Here is a 15,830-nt window from a genome sequence, read left to right as displayed (position 1 = left end):
GAGGGAAGAGGCAGAAAAGCGTGTGTTCAGCCATACCATTCTTTGTTTTTTAGTAAAATAATGGATAATCAACATTCGTGTAATGATGCTAAAGCGAGAAAGCGAGGGTGGCTTGCGTGACGAAACGGAAAGTGGTGCTCCTGACAACCGGCGGCACGATTGCGAGCAAGCGAAACGAACGCTCCGGCCGCCTGCGGGCCGGGGCGCTAAGCGGTGAAGAACTTGCGGCGATGTGCCATTTGCCGAAAGAAATTGAAATCATCGTGGAAAGCGTATTTCAATTGCCAAGCATGCATTTGACGTTTTCGCATTGGCTTGAGCTGAAAAAACGGATTGAGGCGCATTTCACCGATCCATCCGTTGATGGCATCGTCGTCACTCACGGAACCGATGCGCTCGAAGAAACGGCCTATTTCCTTGATTTGACGATCGATGACCCGCGGACGATCGTCGTCACCGGTTCGCAGCGGGCGCCGTCTGATTTGGGCAGCGATGTGTACATCAACATCCGCCATGCCATTTACGCCGCGTGCGCCGAGTCGTTGCGTGGGGCGGGGGCGGTCGTTGTGTTCAATGAACGCATTTTTGCCGCGAAATACGTGAAAAAAGAACACGCCTCGAACATTCAAGGATTCAACGCTTTCGGCTTCGGCTATTTAGGCATCATTGACAACGATGAGGTGTACGTGTACCAAAAGCCGATCCGACGCGAATATTACAAGCTTGTGCGCCCGCTTCCGCCGGTGGACATTGTGAAATGCTACTTGGAGGCGGACGGCAAGTTCATTAAAGCGGCTCGAGAAAGCGGCGTCGCTGGCATTGTGCTCGAAGGGGTCGGCCGCGGGCAAGTGGCGCCAAAAATGGTCGATGAAATCGTCAAAGCCATCGAAGCGGGGATCAAAGTCGTTGTGACGACGAGCGCCGAGGAAGGGGCGGTGTATACAACGTACGATTACCCCGGCAGCGCCTACGATTTGCATAAGAAAGGGGTTATTCTTGGCAGCGACTACGATGCGAAAAAGGCGCGCATCAAGCTCGCTGTCGCTCTTGCTGCCGACGCCGCCGTTGATGGCTTGTTCGCTTATTAGGCAACAAGCGGCCCAGCAATTCCTCTTTTTTTCTCCCCTGTTTCGTGGTACGATGAAGTTAAAAATGCCAAAGAAACGGGGATCGAGGATGTTTTCGTTGATTTCCGCCGGCGTCGCCCCCGGGGTGGCGCTGCTTAGTTATTTTTATTTAAAGGACGAGTATGAGGCTGAGCCGCTTTCGTTTGTGTTGCGCATGTTTTTGTTCGGCGTCTTGCTTGTGTTTCCGATCATGTTCATCCAATACGTGCTGGCGGCAGAAGGGATCGTCGCGTCGCCGGCAGCCGAGGCGTTTCTTTCCGCTGCGCTCCTTGAGGAGTTTGTCAAATGGTTTGTCGTTTATTTTTTTGTGTATGACCACGACGAATTTGACGAGCCGTATGACGGCATTGTGTACAGCGCCAGCGTCTCGCTTGGGTTCGCGACGCTGGAAAACATTTTGTACTTGTTGGCCAACGGAGTGGAGACGGCCATTGCCCGTGCGCTTTTGCCGGTGTCCAGTCATGCGCTCTTTTCCGTCATCATGGGGTTTTATTTCGGCAAGGCGAAGTTTGCCGTAAAAAAGCGCCGCTATTATTTATGGGCGTCGTTTTTGTTGCCGTTTTTCCTTCATGGCGTCTATGACTGGCTGTTGCTCGCCAAAGAGCGATGGGGCTATTACATGGGGTTGTTTATGCTCGCCTTATGGTGGGCGGCGTTGCGCAAAGTAAAACAAGCGAAAGGATACGCCCGCCCTCAAGCGGTGCCGCCTGTGAAAAGCCAAGCGTAAAAGCTTTGGCTTTTTCTTTTTTTCGCATAAAAAAGGGGAAACGGAAGGAAAATAGGGGTAAAAACGGTGAGTGTTGACGGGAGGTTCACATATGGCAAGAAAATGGGTTCTATTCATCGCATTGGCTGTTTGGACGTGCATTTACCCATCAGGCCATGCTTTCGCGTTTTCCCCGCAAGTGATTCAGCGTGGAGCAGTTGGCGATGATGTCATTGAACTGCAGGCGCGGCTGCAATACCTTGGGTTTTACAACGGCAAAATTGACGGCGTGTTTGGCTGGCGAACGTATTGGGCGCTGCGCAATTTCCAATACGAATACGGCTTGCCGGTCGATGGACTAGCCGGATCGGAGACAAAACGGAAGCTTGTGAACGCTTCAAAATATTACGAGCAGTTTGTGAAAGAGCAAATCCGCCAAGGAAACGATTTCACCCATTACGGCGGCATTCCGCTCAGCCAGCAGGTGAAAAAACGCGGCGGAGGATCGTCGCGGGCAGCGAAAACGACGGCGTCGAACGTGCCGAAAGGGTTTTCGCAAAACGATATTCGGCTGATGGCAAACGCCGTTTACGGGGAAGCGCGCGGGGAGCCGTACATCGGACAAGTGGCGGTTGCCGCCGTTATTTTAAATCGGCTGGAGCATCCGTCGTTTCCGGATACGGTCGCCGGGGTGATCTTTCAGCCAGGCGCGTTTACCGCGGTCGCCGATGGGCAAATTTGGCTGACGCCGAATGAAACGGCGAAAAAAGCGGTGCTTGATGCGATCAACGGCTGGGACCCAACCGGCGGAGCGATTTACTACTTTAACCCAGCCACGGCGACGAGCGCTTGGATTTGGAGCCGCCCGCAAATCAAGCGGATTGGAAACCATATTTTTTGCAAATAAAAGGAGGGAGACGAGATGGTGCGAAACTTACTGATTGCAGCGCTTGTCGTCGCTGTCGTCGGCACTGGTTACTGGGGCTACCGGGAGCATCAGGAAAAAAACGCGATCTTAATTCATGCGGAAAACAATTACCAGCGCGCGTTCCACGATTTGGCCTACCAGATCGATTTGCTGCATGACAAGCTTGGAGCGACGCTGGCGATGAATTCGCACGCCTCATTGTCGCCGGCGCTCGCCGAAGTGTGGAAAATCGCATCTGAAGCCCATTCCGATGTCGGCCAACTGCCGCTGTCGCTTTTGCCGTTTAACAAGACGCAAGAGTTTTTATCGAAAATCGGCGAGTTCAGCTACCGGACGGCCGTGCGCGATTTGGAAAAAGAGCCGTTGACCGAAGAAGAGCACAAGACGCTCGAGGCGCTGTACAAAAGCGCCGGCGCGATCCGCCAAGAATTGCGCAACGTGCAGCATTTAGTGCTGGAAAACAATTTGCGCTGGATGGACGTCGAACTGGCGCTGGCGACGAACGACGAGAAAGGCGACAACATCATTATTGACGGCTTAAAAGCGGTGGAGAAAAATGTTGATACATTCTCAAGTTCGTCCGAGTTCGGCCCGTCGTTCATCGGCCTCGCCAACGAGGAAAAAGGCTTTGTCCGCGCGAAAGGGCGCCCGATTTCCAAAGACGAGGCGAAACGGATCGCCCGCGAGTTTCTCGGCTTAAAAGGAACAGAGAAAATCAAGGTGACGGACAGCGGCAATGGGGCGGATGAGCGTTTTTACAGTTTAACGATTCACGATCCGAAAACAAAGGGCGACATTTATATGGATGTGACGAAAAACGGCGGATATCCGATTTGGGCGTTAAACAGCCGGCCAATCGGCAAGCCGAAGGTCAGCTTGCATGAGGCGGCCAACCGTGGGATGGCGTTTTTGCGACGGCATCAATTCACCGGCTTTGAGTTGTACGACAGCACGCAATACGATAATGTCGCCGTGCTGACGTTTGTCAAAAGCGAAAACGGCGTCCGCATTTACCCGGAAGCGATCCAAATGAAAGTGGCGCTTGACAACGGCCATGTCGTCGGCTTTACGGCGCGCGACTATTTGTCATCGTCCATTCCGCGTCCGTTGCCCAAACCGACGCTCACCGTCGAGGCGGCGAAGAAAAAGTTAAACCCACATTTGAAAGTGATGGAAGAGCGCCAGGCGGTCATTATGAACGATTTGCAAAAACCGGTGCTTTGCTATGAGTTTTTAGGAACGCTTGGCGATGAAACGTATCAACTGTTCATTAACGCCGCAACCGGCCTTGAAGAAAAAGTCGAGAAGCTCGAAAGCGTGGAGCCGAATTACAGATGAAAACAAGGGAGGAAAAGCTGGCGCTGTCGGCTTTTCCTCTTTTTTTGGTCAAAGGCAGTCGGGCGGTATGGTATAATCGTCATGGGACATCATGCGGGTCAGCGAAACGATCGCCGGTTCGGCAGCTGACTGAAAAGGAGAAAAGGAAACATGATGATCAAAATCGGAGATTCGATCCGGCTTGAGCCGTCGGACGGCTCAGCGCGGCAATACCGAAGCAAAGCGCTCGCTGTTGCTGACGGGGCGGTTCATATCAGCTATCCGATCGATGAACAGAGCGGAAAAACCGTCTATTTGTTGAACGGGATGCAGTTTAAAGCGACTTTTGTCGGGCAAGACGGCGGTTTATACATGTTTGATACCGAAGTGAAGGGGAAAATCCGCGATCCGTTGCCGATGGTCGTCTTGGCTTACCCGGGCGAGGAATACGTCGTGCGCATCCAGCGCCGCCGTTATGTACGGGTGAAAGCCAATGTCGATGCGGCCGTCCATCCGTCTGACAGCGAGTTCGCTCCGTTTGTGACGATGACGGTGGATATCAGCGCCGGCGGTGCCGCCCTCCTTGTGCCGCCGGCGCACGCTCCGCTTCTTCGCCCCGGCATGGCGGTCGAGCTTTGGCTCGTGTTGGCGATGCGCTCCGGCGAATACCATTACGTGCAAACGAAGGCGTCGATTGTGCGCATGGCTGATGACGAACGCGGCATGGCGAAAATGTCGGTGGAGTTCACAAACCTCGCCCCCCAAGACCGCGTTCGGCTCATTCGCTACAGCTTTGAACGGCAGCTTGAGGAGAGAAAATGGGAGAACGAACAGAATAAATGAGCTGGGCGCGTGGAATACTGCTAGAAAAAATGGGAAAGCAGGAGGCTTGCGCCATGAAACGGATCGAACAGCTGTTGTGGAAGCTTGTCGTCATCCAGACGATTTGCCTGTTGATCGCCCAATGGCTTGTGTTGTACACGCCAGCGGCGTTGTATATCGGCAAGGTGTATGAATACGAAGGTGTAGCCAAGCCAGAAAAAACGAAAACAGTTGAAACGGCCGTCGACCGTTGACGGCGGATATGGTACAATGAACATGGAGACATGCAGGGTTTTCCTGCATTTTTCTTTGTGCACTCATCAAGCGATTTTCGGTAAAGCTAGGAGGAAATGATGAAACGACGAATCAGCATCGCAATCGACGGACCCGCCGCGGCGGGGAAAAGCACGGTCGCCAAACGGATCGCTGAGCGGCTTTCCTACGTATACATCGATACCGGCGCCATGTATCGCGCGCTGACGTACCGGGCGCTTGCATGCGGCGTCGACATCCATGATGAGCAGGCGCTCCTGTCGCTGCTTCGCGATACATCGATTGAGTTGAAACCGTCGCCGCATGGACAGATCGTCCTAGTCAATGGCGACGATGTGACCGACATCATCCGCGGTGAGGCGGTGACGAATGCGGTGTCGCTTGTTGCGAAGCATCCGCTTGTGCGCGAGGAGATGGTCGCCCGCCAACGTGCCTTGGCGGAAGGGGGCGGCGTCGTCATGGACGGGCGCGATATCGGAACGCATGTGCTGCCGAACGCCGAAGTAAAAATTTTCCTGAAAGCTTCGGTCGAGGAGCGGGCGCGGCGCCGGCATGAGGAAAATCTCGCGCGCGGCTTTCCATCCGATCTTGAAAAGCTGAAAGAAGAGATCGCCCGCCGCGACCGGCTCGATTCGGAACGGGAGACAGCGCCGCTTCGCAAGGCGCCGGATGCGGTGGAAATCGATACGACATCGCTGTCGGTTGAGGAAGTGGTGGAGCGGATTATGGAGATTGTCAACGAAAGGATTGGATGACGGTGGACTTTTATTCATTCGCCAAGGGGATCGTCAAGGGAGTGCTCACCCCTTTTTACCGCATTCAAACGATCGGGATTGAACAATTTCCAAAGGAAGGCGGCGTGCTTCTTTGCGCCAACCATATCAGCAACCTAGATCCGCCGGTCATCGGCATTACGGCGCCGCGGCCGATTCGGTTTATGGCGAAAGAAGAGCTGTTTCGTGCTCCGGTCGTGAAAACGCTCGTCAAAAGCTTGCATGCCTTTCCGGTCAAGCGCGGCATGAACGACCGCCAGGCGCTGCGCACGGGGCTTGAGGTGCTGAAGCAAGGCGAAGTGCTCGGCATTTTTCCGGAAGGGACGCGCAGCAAAGACGGCCGGCTGAAAAAGGCGCTGCCCGGCGTTGGCTTTTTCGCTTTGCGCACCGAGGCCGCCGTTGTCCCGTGCGCCATTGTCGGCCCGTACCGTCCGTTTGTGCCGCTTAAGGTTGTGTACGGAGCGCCGATCGATATGGCGCCGCTGCGCGCGCGGAAAGCGAGCCCGGAAGAAGCGGCCGATTACATTATGGATCATATCCGCCGGCTGCTGGAAGAGCATCAGCGAGCATGAAAGGAATATGCTGTTCGAGGCATCCCTTCCGCCGCCTCAATGAGCATTATAGTACATGTTGATTGAGAAAATATGGTATACTAACTAGAAAAGCGTCCTTATTTTGCCGACAGCCGGCCGCGGCCTCGGCGCGAGGCGCGCTTTTGACAGTTGTCAGTCGATGAAGGAGGGTTTTTGCGATGACAGAAGAGATGAATGTGCAAGTCAATGTGTATGAAGTGGGCGATATCGTCCGCGGCAAAGTGGTGAAGCTTGAGGACAAGCAAGTGCTGGTCGAGGTGGAAAACAGCAAGCAAAGCGGCATCATTCCGATCAGCGAGCTGTCGAACTTGCATATTGAAAAACCGAGCGATGCCGTCACTGTCGGCGATGAAGTGACGGCCAAAGTCAAAAAAGTGGAAGAAGGAAAAGACGGGGAAGAAGGGTTGCTCATTTTATCGAAAAGAGCGGTGGACGCCGAGCGGGCGTGGGAAGATCTTGAGCGCAAATTTGCAAGCGGCGAAACATTTGAAACAGTCATTAAAGACATCGTCAAAGGCGGTCTTGTCGCCGATGTCGGAGTGCGCGGCTTCATCCCGGCGTCGCTTGTCGAACCGCATTACGTCGAAGATTTTTCCGATTATAAAGGAAAAACGCTCGCCGTGAAAGTCGTCGAGCTTGACCGCGAGAAAAACCGCGTCATTTTGTCGCATCGGGCGGTCGTTGAGGAAGAACAAGCGCGGCAGCAAAAAGAACTGCTCTCCCGCCTTGAGCCGGGGCAAGTGTTGGATGGCGTCGTCCGCCGCATTGCCGATTTCGGCGTCTTTGTCGATGTCGGCGGGTTTGATGGGCTCGTACATATTTCCCAGCTTTCCCATACGCGCGTCGCTCATCCGTCGGAAGTGGTGAAAGAAGGCGATGCGGTGAAAGTGAAAGTGTTGGCTGTCGACCCGGAACAAGGCCGCCTGTCGCTGTCGATCAAAGAAGCGCTGCCGGGCCCATGGGAAGGCCTCGGCGAAAAAGTGAAACCGGGTGATGTCGTCACCGGGACGGTGAAACGGCTCGCTTCATTCGGCGCGTTTGTGGAAGTCTTCCCAGGCGTCGAAGGATTGGTGCATGTGTCGCAAATCGCCAACCGCCGCATCGGCTCGCCGCATGAAGTGCTGAAAGAAGGCGACGTGGTGAAGGCGAAAGTGCTCGACGTCAACGAAGCGGATCACCGCCTTTCCCTCAGCATCCGCGCGCTGCTTGAGGAAGAGGCGGCCGCGCCGGCCGAGGATTACAGCCAATACACAAGAACGTCGGAAACGCGCGGCTTTCAGCTCGGCGAAGTGATTGGCGAGCAGCTGAAAAAATTGAAATGACGAACTGTGAAGCAACCCCATTTTGGTGGCAGCCGCCATCAAGGTGGGGTTTTTTGTTTAGCCAAAAGTTGATGCCTTGTTCTATCTAGTTGAACCTGCCATCAACAGAAGTTGTTTGTTTTGCATCGGGAAGGAGGTTGCGGTAGACTACACCGAAAAACGAATGTTCAATCTTTAAGGAAGATCCTTGACACATAGAGGAGAATAGACCATTTTTCGTTCGAAATCGTTTTTTCGCCGTAAACGAAAGCTAGCCGTCCTTATTGGCGCGGCTAGCTTTTCATCATTGGCAATGGAAATGCCGTTTTTTTGGAATCAAACGAACAGAGTGGTTGTAGAGAAAGGCCTTTCGTCATTTTTAGTGCTCGTTCCGTTCCCGCGCTTCCTCCGGCGTGTCGAGCCGAGCCGCTCCTTTATAGGAGAGGGACTGATCTCGATCTGACTCGACGCGCCGCGATTGCTTCAGCTTTTTTTCCTGTCGATCTTTTCCCATTTCGCCATGGCTCCTTTCTGCTTCGGTACAGCGATCATTTTTACTATGAACGAATGCTGTTTTTTCTATACGGGAATGAACGTTCATAAAAGATGACATAATGAACATAATAAGGAGTGGAAAAGATGGAAGGAGCTTATTTTTATTTCTTTTTTTGGGCGTTATGGATTGCAGCGACATTTTTGATGAAAAAGACCGTCGAGCGGACGAAGCTGGCTGCATTTTCGCTTTTCATGATCAGTTCGGCCTCGATGACGGTGAAGATCAGTCCCATTCATATGGCGGCGTCCTTTTTTGTGCTTTTTTTCTCCTCTTGTTACGTGGCGGTCACACAGCGGCCATGCGGATGGCTGCGGATGGCGCTGTCAGCGTCCGGCTTGGCGTTTGCCTATGCCGCTTTTCGTCTGCTTGCCTTGTTTGATCCGGTCTGGATTTGGCTTGATGGCCAATGGATGCTTGGCTGGTGGATGGCCTTGATCAGCAGTCTGTTCCACCGCCGCATATCCGCCCGCCTTCTTTGTCTGGCGCTCGGCGGCTGTCAAGGGGAAGTGGTGTACGCCATGTCCATCTTGCGCATGGCGCCGGGTTATGTGCTTGGGTCGTTTTCCTTTTTGGATGCGCTCGCCATTAGCGCATCATCTTTGCTCGTTTGGGAATCGATCCGCTTCTTCTCGCTGCAGCTTGAGGAAAAACGGCCTGTAAGGAGGACGAGGCAGCCGTGAACGAATACACGTTTCCGATTTTATACGGTGTTGCCGCTGGGGTGTTGACGCGGATTTATTTGTTGCGCACCGATTACCGGCAATACCCGACGTATTTGCACGGTCGGACAATCCATATCGCCTTAGGGGCCATTGCCGCCGGCTTGGGAACGGTCGCCGTGCCGGCGATTATGGAAAAAGAGTTCGCAGCGATCACGTTTTTGGCCTTGGCCGCCTCACAATTTCGCGACGTACGCAATATGGAGCGCAATACGTTGAACGAGTTGGATCAGTATGAGCTGGTGCCGAGAGGAAAAACATACATCGAAGGCATCGCGATTGTGTTTGAAGGGCGGAACTATTTAGTCATTTTCGTCTCCTTTTTATCGACGCTCTTTTATTTAGTATGGGACATTTGGGCCGCGCTTGCCGCCAGTATCATCGGCCTTATGACGGCGCGGCGGTTTATGAGCGGAAGCCGGCTGAAAGACATTGCCGAGGTCCAATATGTCAAGCCGCATTTTGAAGGGGCAGGGCTGTATGTTGACAACATCTATATCATGAACATCGGCTTGCCGGCGCGGCGCGAAGAAATTTTGCGCTATGGAATGGGGTTTATTTTAACGCCGAAAAATTTCAACGCCCGCACGACGATCGCCAATCTTGGGCAGCGGCAGGCGATTTTGCATGATGTATCGACCGCCCTCGGCATTTACCGCGACTCGGGAACGCCGGCGCTCGTGCCGCTCGCCAAGCGCGATTGCCGCTCGCCAAGCGCGATTTGAATGACGGACGCGTCGGCATTTTTATTTTGCCGCAAGTCGAGGATGTCGAGAAGGCGAAGGCTGTCATCGAAAACGTGCCGGTGCTTGAGAGCGCCATCCGCATGCCGAAGAAACGGCGTTGGAAGCGGAAGGGGTGGAGCGGCGATGACGCATGAAAAAATAATTTTGGCCGTCATTACGATGAACGGCGGGCGCGTCGCCGGCGGTGCGCCGATCTTTATTTGCCAAACGAAAGAGGAAATGGAACAGATCGCCGCGAATTTAGAGGCGATTTTGGATGGCATCGCCCATGAAGTGGGCGAGGGGCTTCTTATTATCGTCAAACATTAGTTGTTGAGCGTTTCGCTTTTTGATAAAATAAAGCAGTTGTAGCCTACCCTGGTTCATCGCTAAAAGATGCACTTGATTGGTAAAAAGTCATTTCCTTCCTAGCCTCGCAGTCAAGTGCCCTTGGCGTTGATGGACCGATGCCCTTCCGAAAAGGGCGTTTTTTTTCAGCGACAAAGGTAAGGAGAAAACGAAGATAAAGGGTGGTAGCATGGCAAATCCAGTCGTGGCCATTGTCGGCCGTCCAAATGTAGGAAAATCGACGATTTTCAACCGCATTGTCGGGGAACGCATTTCCATCGTCGAAGACGTGCCTGGAGTGACGCGCGACCGCATTTACAGCCGAGCCGAATGGCTGAACCATTCGTTTTATTTGATCGATACCGGCGGCATTGACATTGGCGACGAGCCGCTGCTTGTGCAAATTCGCCAGCAGGCGGAAATCGCCATCGATGAGGCGGATGTCATCATCTTTATGACGAACGGCCGGGACGGTGTGACTGCGGCTGATGAAGAGGTGGCCAAGCTGCTCCGCCGGTCGAATAAGCCGGTTGTGCTCGCGGTGAACAAAATCGACAATCCGGAAATGCGTGATTTGATTTACGACTTTTACGCTCTGGGCTTTGGGGAGCCGTATCCGATTTCCGGAGCTCATGGGACAGGGCTTGGCGATTTGCTTGATGCTGTTGTCCGTCATTTTCCAAAGGGCGGTGGACAAGAGTATGAAGAAGACGTCATTAAGTTTTGCCTCATTGGCCGGCCGAATGTCGGCAAATCGTCGCTTGTCAACGCCATTTTAGGTGAGGAGCGGGTCATCGTCAGCGACATCGCCGGTACGACGAGGGACGCCGTCGACACCTCGTTTGTGCGCGAAGGGCAGGAATATGTTATCATTGATACGGCAGGGATGCGCAAACGAGGAAAAATTTACGAAAGCACGGAAAAATATAGCGTCTTGCGCGCGTTAAGGGCCATTGAGCGCTCGGACGTCGTGCTTGTTGTGTTAAACGCTGAGGAAGGCATCATCGAGCAGGACAAAAAAATCGCCGGATACGCGCATGAAGCGGGTCGCGGTGTCATTCTTGTCGTCAATAAATGGGATGCGATTGAAAAGGACGACAAAACGATGGTCGAATTTGAGCGGAAGATTCGCGATCATTTTCCGTTTTTGGACTATGCGCCGATTTTGTTCGTATCGGCGAAAACGAAGCAGCGGCTGCATAAGCTCTTGCCGCTCGTCCGGCTTGTGAGCGACAATCATGCGATGCGCGTCAAGACAAATGTGCTCAATGAAGTCATCATGGATGCGGTGGCGATGAATCCGACGCCGACGCATAACGGGCGGCGTCTGAAAGTTTATTACATGACGCAAGTCGCCGTCAAACCGCCGACGTTTGTCGCGTTTGTCAACGACCCGGAACTGATGCATTTTTCATATGAACGGTTTTTGGAAAACCGCATCCGCGATGCATTCGGTTTTGAAGGCACGCCGATTAAAATCATCGCCCGCCCGCGGAAATAAGAAAAGCGGAGGCCGCGCGCCCATCGGCGATACGCGTTGCGAGGCCGGCGAAGAGGCTCGAACCAAGGAAAGCTTGGTTCTGTGTGGGTGGTGTCACAGGAGCGTAAGCCATGTGTCGCCGCCGCGAAAGTCGGACGAACAGGAGCGAAGAGGCGGCGCGATTGCTATTTTTCAAGGTTGCGACAATCGGATAAAGGAAGTGGAAAACGATGGAGAACATCGCCGTATTGGGGGCTGGAAGCTGGGGAACGGCGTTGGCGCTCGTGCTGGCTGACAATGGGCACCACGTCCGGCTCTGGGGTCATCGGACCGAGCAGATCAGCGAAATCAACGAAAAGCGGACAAATGAAAAATATTTGCCAGGCGTTCGCCTGCCGGACGCCATTATCGGCTATGACGACCTTTGCGCTGCGCTTGACGGCGTTGCGATCGTTGTGCTCGCCGTGCCGACTAAAGCGATCCGCTCGGTGCTTGCGGACGTGCGCGCCTGCTTGGCCAAGCCGATCACCATTGTTGCCGTCAGCAAAGGAATCGAACCAGGGACGCATAAGCGGGTGTCGGAAATGGTCGCCGAGGAAATGGGGGAATGGCTTGCAGATGTTGTCGTTCTCTCCGGGCCGAGCCATGCCGAGGAAGTCGTGCTCCGCCACCCGACGACCGTGGCGGTATCGTCGCCAAATATGGAAGCGGCGCGCCGCATTCAAGACATCTTTATGAACCATCACTATTTTCGCGTGTATACGAACCCGGATTTAATCGGCGTCGAAGTCGGCGGGGCGCTGAAAAATATCATCGCCTTGGCCGCTGGAATCAGCGACGGGCTTGGCTATGGGGATAACGCCAAAGCGGCCCTCATCACGCGCGGGCTCGCCGAGATTGCCCGCCTCGGCTGCGCCCTCGGCGCTAATCCGTTGACATTCGCTGGTTTGACGGGAGTCGGCGATTTGATTGTCACGTGCACGAGCGTCCATTCCCGCAACTGGAGGGCCGGCTACATGCTCGGCCAAGGAAAAAAGCTGGACGAGGTGCTTGAGAGCATGGGGATGGTCGTCGAAGGGGTGCGAACGACAAAAGCCGCCTATGAGCTGGCGAAAGAGCTTGGTGTGAAGATGCCGATCACCGAAGCTCTCTATGACGTATTGTTTGCGGGAAAAGACCCGAAAGAGGCGGTCGATTCGCTCATGGCGCGCGGAAAAAAAGAGGAAATGGATGACTTAAACAACATTTTTGCCGAACAAGAATGATGAAAATAGGCCAATGGCGGTACAAGTCGTCTTCGTTCTGCATACAATATGGCGAACCATCATCGGCTTGAGCTTCCGGAAGGGTATGAGGGGATGCTGAAGTAAAGAAAGCCCCGCTTTACTTCAGCTTTTTTTTGCCAATGCTATAATTATAGTTGTCGAAAAAAAGGAGGAGCGTCCATGTCACCGGCGTTAGCGAAAATGTGGATCGCCATCGCCTCGATGGTGTTTATGTTTATTTCCGTCGGCTTCATTTACTTAAGCCGCTACAAAGTCAAGATGAAATGGCTTCGCTTTCTGTTGGCGCTCGTCGCCTACATTCTTTTGATTTTCGCCGGCATCATCATCATTTTCGTCGTATTCAGCGGACCGACACCGCAATAGGCAAAAAGGTGGGAAAGATGAAACGAATCGCTCGCTTGTTGTTGTCATGTATATGTTTGGCGCTGCTTTCCGGCTGCTTGTATCCACAAGAGCGGCTGAAACAAAACCAAATTCCTTACAAAGACCAAGTGGCGGCCGTCCAATCGGCGGTGGATGAGTACCGGAAGGCGACCGGCGGGCTTCTGCCGATTAAAACACGCGACATGAACACGCCGATGTATTTGAAGTATCCAGTCGATTTTCAAAAGCTCGTTCCCCGCTATATGCAGGAGCCGCCGGGAAACGCCTATGAAAGCGGGGGCGTCTTCCAGTATATGATCATCGATGCGGAAACGAACCCGACGGTCAAGCTGCTTGATCTGCGCTTAGCCGAACGCATCCGTGATCTGAAGCTGCGGCTTAGCATGTACACGGACAAGCATAAATATCCGCCGTTTCAAGACGTCGTTGCGCCGGGCGTATTTACGCTCGATTACAAAAAGCTCGGCTATAAAGAGCCGCCTTATGTCGTCAGCCCGTTTTCCGGCAACAACTTGCCGTTTGTCATCGACGGGAATGGAGAAATTTACATTGACTACCGTTCTGATTTGTATGCGGCGTTGAAAAAATATCCGCACCACTACAAGCCGGGTGACGATATTCGCTCGATTTTGACCGACCATTCGCTGTTTGTGCCGGCGTATTCGTTGCCCTATACGATCGACGCCAAGACGAATGAACCGATTTTTTTTACAAAATGAGTCATCTTCCCTTCTCTAGGAAAATACATTCTAGAGAAGGGATTTTTTCTATTTTAGTCATAACCGAATCGGACAACATCATATGCATATAGTGTCCGACTATGCTAGCTCATTCCACTGTTTCTTATAACGACCGAAGGACTGGAGGGGAGTTATTTGGAAAAGGTCGATATTTTTAAAGATATCGCCGAGCGGACCGGCGGCGACATTTATTTAGGGGTCGTCGGCGCCGTCCGCACCGGAAAATCGACGTTTATTAAACGGTTTATGGAGTTGGTCGTGATTCCGAACATTAAAAACGAAGCCGATAAAGCGCGCGCCCAAGATGAACTGCCGCAAAGCGCCGCCGGCAAGACGATCATGACGACAGAACCGAAGTTCGTGCCAAACCAGGCGGTGACGGTGAAAGTGGATGAGGGGCTTGAAGTCAACATCCGTCTTGTCGACTGCGTCGGCTACGCCGTGCCCGGCGCAAAAGGGTATGAAGACGAAAACGGGCCGCGGATGATCCACACGCCTTGGTATGAAGAGCCGATCCCGTTCCAAGAGGCGGCGGAAATCGGGACAAGAAAAGTCATCCAAGAACATTCGACGATTGGAGTCGTCATTACGACGGACGGCACGATCGGGGAAATTCCGCGCCAAGACTATGTCGAAGCGGAAGAACGGGTCATTAGCGAGCTCAAAGAAGTCGGCAAGCCGTTCATTATGATCGTCAACACCGTTCGGCCGCACCATCCGGAAACCGAGGCGCTTCGCCGCGAGCTCGCCGAAAAGTACGACATTCCGGTGCTCGCCATGAGCGTGGAAAGCATGCGCGAAGCCGACGTGTATAACGTGCTTCGTGAAGCATTATATGAATTCCCGGTGCTTGAAGTGAACGTCAACTTGCCGAGCTGGGTGATGGTGCTGCGCGAAGATCATTGGCTGCGCGAAAGCTATCAAGAAGCGGTGCGCGACACCGTCAAAGACATCAAACGGCTGCGCGACGTCGACCGGGTTGTGCAGCAGTTTGCCGAGTACGATTTCATCGAAAAAGCGGCGCTTGCCGGCATCGAAATGGGGCAAGGGATCGCCGAAATTGACTTGTATGCACCGGATGAGCTGTACGATCAAATTTTAAAAGAAATCGTCGGCGTCGAGATTCGCGGCAAAGACCATCTGCTTCAGCTCATGCAAGACTTCGCCCATGCGAAAGCGGAATATGACCAAATCGCCGACGCGCTGAAAATGGTCAAACAAACCGGCTACGGCATCGCTGCGCCCGCTTTGTCTGACATGAGTCTTGACGAACCGGAAATCATCCGCCAAGGGTCGCGCTTTGGCGTCCGTTTGAAAGCCGTTGCGCCGTCGATTCATATGATCAAAGTTGACGTCGAATCGGAGTTTGCACCGATCATTGGCACGGAAAAGCAAAGCGAAGAGCTCGTCCGCTATTTAATGCAAGACTTCGAAGACGATCCGCTGTCGATTTGGAACTCTGACATTTTCGGCCGCTCGCTCAGCTCCATCGTCCGTGAAGGCATCCAAGCGAAACTTGCGCTCATGCCGGAAAACGCCCGCTACAAGCTGAAAGAAACGCTTGAGCGCATCATCAACGAAGGCTCCGGCGGCCTCATCGCGATTATTTTATAGAAAAGCGGAGGCCGCGCGCAAGCTCCCGAGGCAAAATGTTCTCCGCCCGCAGAAGTGCTTGCACTTCGAGGGCGGAGGTTATTTTGCGGAAGGGAGCTAGCGGCCGCAGCTAGACAGAAAGAAAAGCGGAGGCCGCGC

17 protein-coding genes and 1 pseudogene are annotated in these 15,830 nt (G+C 53.5%); 17 read left to right on the top strand and 1 reads right to left on the bottom strand.

Translation table 11 applies throughout. The features are described 5' to 3' along the window. The first annotated feature begins 116 nt into the window (after nucleotides 1-116). The 9 genes from VU18_RS09350 (at nucleotide 117) to rpsA (ending at nucleotide 7,861) form a co-directional block, all read left to right on the top strand. The gene (locus VU18_RS09350; protein WP_011231717.1) at nucleotides 117-1,088 is read left to right on the top strand and encodes an asparaginase; all 972 of its coding nucleotides are present in this window, start codon (nucleotides 117-119) and stop codon (nucleotides 1,086-1,088) included. An 88-nt stretch (nucleotides 1,089-1,176) separates the two neighbouring features. Beyond that, on the top strand, nucleotides 1,177-1,854 hold the full coding sequence (gene prsW, locus VU18_RS09345) for a glutamic-type intramembrane protease PrsW (RefSeq protein ID WP_012820744.1): 678 nt from the start codon (nucleotides 1,177-1,179) through the stop codon (nucleotides 1,852-1,854). A 91-nt stretch (nucleotides 1,855-1,945) separates the two neighbouring features. Then, nucleotides 1,946-2,740 carry a spore cortex-lytic enzyme gene (gene sleB / locus VU18_RS09340; protein ID WP_011231715.1) on the top strand — a complete coding sequence of 265 codons (795 nt, stop codon included), beginning with the start codon at nucleotides 1,946-1,948 and terminating at the stop codon, nucleotides 2,738-2,740. 15 nt (nucleotides 2,741-2,755) lie between these two features. After that, nucleotides 2,756-4,099, top strand: coding sequence for a germination protein YpeB (gene ypeB / locus VU18_RS09335; protein ID WP_047758032.1), 1,344 nt, complete (start codon nucleotides 2,756-2,758; stop codon nucleotides 4,097-4,099). Between the two features lie 153 nt (nucleotides 4,100-4,252). Beyond that, complete coding sequence (locus tag VU18_RS09330) at nucleotides 4,253-4,921, top strand: flagellar brake protein (RefSeq protein WP_014196211.1); 669 nt, start codon at nucleotides 4,253-4,255, stop codon at nucleotides 4,919-4,921. A gap of 53 nt (nucleotides 4,922-4,974) precedes the next feature. Then, nucleotides 4,975-5,154, top strand: coding sequence for a YpfB family protein (locus VU18_RS09325; RefSeq protein WP_011231712.1), 180 nt, complete (start codon nucleotides 4,975-4,977; stop codon nucleotides 5,152-5,154). A gap of 99 nt (nucleotides 5,155-5,253) precedes the next feature. Next, on the top strand, nucleotides 5,254-5,928 hold the full coding sequence (gene cmk, locus VU18_RS09320) for a (d)CMP kinase (protein WP_011231711.1): 675 nt from the start codon (nucleotides 5,254-5,256) through the stop codon (nucleotides 5,926-5,928). Then, on the top strand, nucleotides 5,925-6,518 hold the full coding sequence (locus VU18_RS09315; RefSeq protein ID WP_011231710.1) for a 1-acyl-sn-glycerol-3-phosphate acyltransferase: 594 nt from the start codon (nucleotides 5,925-5,927) through the stop codon (nucleotides 6,516-6,518). Before cmk ends, VU18_RS09315 begins: the two co-directional genes overlap by 4 nt. A gap of 179 nt (nucleotides 6,519-6,697) precedes the next feature. After that, nucleotides 6,698-7,861, top strand: coding sequence for a 30S ribosomal protein S1 (gene rpsA / locus VU18_RS09310; RefSeq protein ID WP_021321978.1), 1,164 nt, complete (start codon nucleotides 6,698-6,700; stop codon nucleotides 7,859-7,861). 358 nt (nucleotides 7,862-8,219) lie between these two features. On the opposite strand, the gene VU18_RS17400 is transcribed toward rpsA, so the two are convergent. Beyond that, nucleotides 8,220-8,354: a YpzI family protein gene (locus tag VU18_RS17400; protein ID WP_013524139.1), complete on the bottom strand. Its 135-nt coding sequence runs from the start codon at nucleotides 8,352-8,354 to the stop codon at nucleotides 8,220-8,222. Between the two features lie 125 nt (nucleotides 8,355-8,479). Here VU18_RS17400 and VU18_RS09305 point away from each other — a divergent pair, with 125 nt between their 5' ends. The 8 genes and pseudogenes from VU18_RS09305 to spoIVA all read left to right on the top strand — a co-directional run bounded on the left by VU18_RS09305 (nucleotide 8,480) and on the right by spoIVA (nucleotide 15,692). Continuing rightward, complete coding sequence (locus tag VU18_RS09305; protein ID WP_011231708.1) at nucleotides 8,480-9,076, top strand: hypothetical protein; 597 nt, start codon at nucleotides 8,480-8,482, stop codon at nucleotides 9,074-9,076. Further along, nucleotides 9,073-9,995 (top strand): annotated as a pseudogene (locus VU18_RS09300) (YIEGIA family protein). The gene VU18_RS09305 and the pseudogene VU18_RS09300 overlap by 4 nt, the downstream one beginning before the upstream one ends. After that, on the top strand, nucleotides 9,985-10,170 hold the full coding sequence (locus VU18_RS09295) for a hypothetical protein (protein WP_011231706.1): 186 nt from the start codon (nucleotides 9,985-9,987) through the stop codon (nucleotides 10,168-10,170). The pseudogene VU18_RS09300 and the gene VU18_RS09295 overlap by 11 nt, the downstream one beginning before the upstream one ends. A gap of 208 nt (nucleotides 10,171-10,378) precedes the next feature. After that, nucleotides 10,379-11,689 carry a ribosome biogenesis GTPase Der gene (der, locus tag VU18_RS09290; RefSeq protein WP_021321981.1) on the top strand — a complete coding sequence of 437 codons (1,311 nt, stop codon included), beginning with the start codon at nucleotides 10,379-10,381 and terminating at the stop codon, nucleotides 11,687-11,689. A gap of 209 nt (nucleotides 11,690-11,898) precedes the next feature. Beyond that, on the top strand, nucleotides 11,899-12,933 hold the full coding sequence (locus tag VU18_RS09285; RefSeq protein ID WP_011231704.1) for an NAD(P)H-dependent glycerol-3-phosphate dehydrogenase: 1,035 nt from the start codon (nucleotides 11,899-11,901) through the stop codon (nucleotides 12,931-12,933). A 180-nt stretch (nucleotides 12,934-13,113) separates the two neighbouring features. Continuing rightward, nucleotides 13,114-13,317, top strand: coding sequence for a DUF2768 domain-containing protein (locus tag VU18_RS09280; protein WP_011231703.1), 204 nt, complete (start codon nucleotides 13,114-13,116; stop codon nucleotides 13,315-13,317). Nucleotides 13,318-13,334: 17 nt separating this feature from the next. Then, nucleotides 13,335-14,057, top strand: a complete 723-nt coding sequence (locus VU18_RS09275; protein WP_021321982.1) for a hypothetical protein — start codon at nucleotides 13,335-13,337, stop codon at nucleotides 14,055-14,057. Between the two features lie 156 nt (nucleotides 14,058-14,213). Beyond that, nucleotides 14,214-15,692, top strand: a complete 1,479-nt coding sequence (gene spoIVA, locus VU18_RS09270; RefSeq protein WP_011231701.1) for a stage IV sporulation protein A — start codon at nucleotides 14,214-14,216, stop codon at nucleotides 15,690-15,692. Nucleotides 15,693-15,830 lie beyond the last annotated feature (138 nt).

Origin of the sequence: Geobacillus sp. ZGt-1, from assembly GCF_001026865.1 — a bacterium.
In the GTDB taxonomy this organism is placed as follows: Bacteria; Bacillota; Bacilli; order Bacillales; family Anoxybacillaceae; genus Geobacillus; species Geobacillus thermoleovorans.
The sequence above is the reverse complement of the archived record's forward strand: the minus strand, read 5'-3'. Positions and strand labels throughout refer to the sequence as shown.

Coding starts and splice junctions, on each gene's coding strand:
- prsW (WP_012820744.1), top strand. CDS start 1,177: ATGTTTTCGTTGATTTCCGCCGGCGTCGCCCCCGGGGTGGCGCTGCTT.
- sleB (WP_011231715.1), top strand. CDS start 1,946: ATGGCAAGAAAATGGGTTCTATTCATCGCATTGGCTGTTTGGACGTGC.
- ypeB (WP_047758032.1), top strand. CDS start 2,756: ATGGTGCGAAACTTACTGATTGCAGCGCTTGTCGTCGCTGTCGTCGGC.
- VU18_RS09330 (WP_014196211.1), top strand. CDS start 4,253: ATGATCAAAATCGGAGATTCGATCCGGCTTGAGCCGTCGGACGGCTCA.
- VU18_RS09325 (WP_011231712.1), top strand. CDS start 4,975: ATGAAACGGATCGAACAGCTGTTGTGGAAGCTTGTCGTCATCCAGACG.
- cmk (WP_011231711.1), top strand. CDS start 5,254: ATGAAACGACGAATCAGCATCGCAATCGACGGACCCGCCGCGGCGGGG.
- VU18_RS09315 (WP_011231710.1), top strand. CDS start 5,925: ATGACGGTGGACTTTTATTCATTCGCCAAGGGGATCGTCAAGGGAGTG.
- rpsA (WP_021321978.1), top strand. CDS start 6,698: ATGACAGAAGAGATGAATGTGCAAGTCAATGTGTATGAAGTGGGCGAT.
- VU18_RS17400 (WP_013524139.1), bottom strand. CDS start 8,354: ATGGGAAAAGATCGACAGGAAAAAAAGCTGAAGCAATCGCGGCGCGTC.
- VU18_RS09305 (WP_011231708.1), top strand. CDS start 8,480: ATGGAAGGAGCTTATTTTTATTTCTTTTTTTGGGCGTTATGGATTGCA.
- VU18_RS09295 (WP_011231706.1), top strand. CDS start 9,985: ATGACGCATGAAAAAATAATTTTGGCCGTCATTACGATGAACGGCGGG.
- der (WP_021321981.1), top strand. CDS start 10,379: ATGGCAAATCCAGTCGTGGCCATTGTCGGCCGTCCAAATGTAGGAAAA.
- VU18_RS09285 (WP_011231704.1), top strand. CDS start 11,899: ATGGAGAACATCGCCGTATTGGGGGCTGGAAGCTGGGGAACGGCGTTG.
- VU18_RS09280 (WP_011231703.1), top strand. CDS start 13,114: ATGTCACCGGCGTTAGCGAAAATGTGGATCGCCATCGCCTCGATGGTG.
- VU18_RS09275 (WP_021321982.1), top strand. CDS start 13,335: ATGAAACGAATCGCTCGCTTGTTGTTGTCATGTATATGTTTGGCGCTG.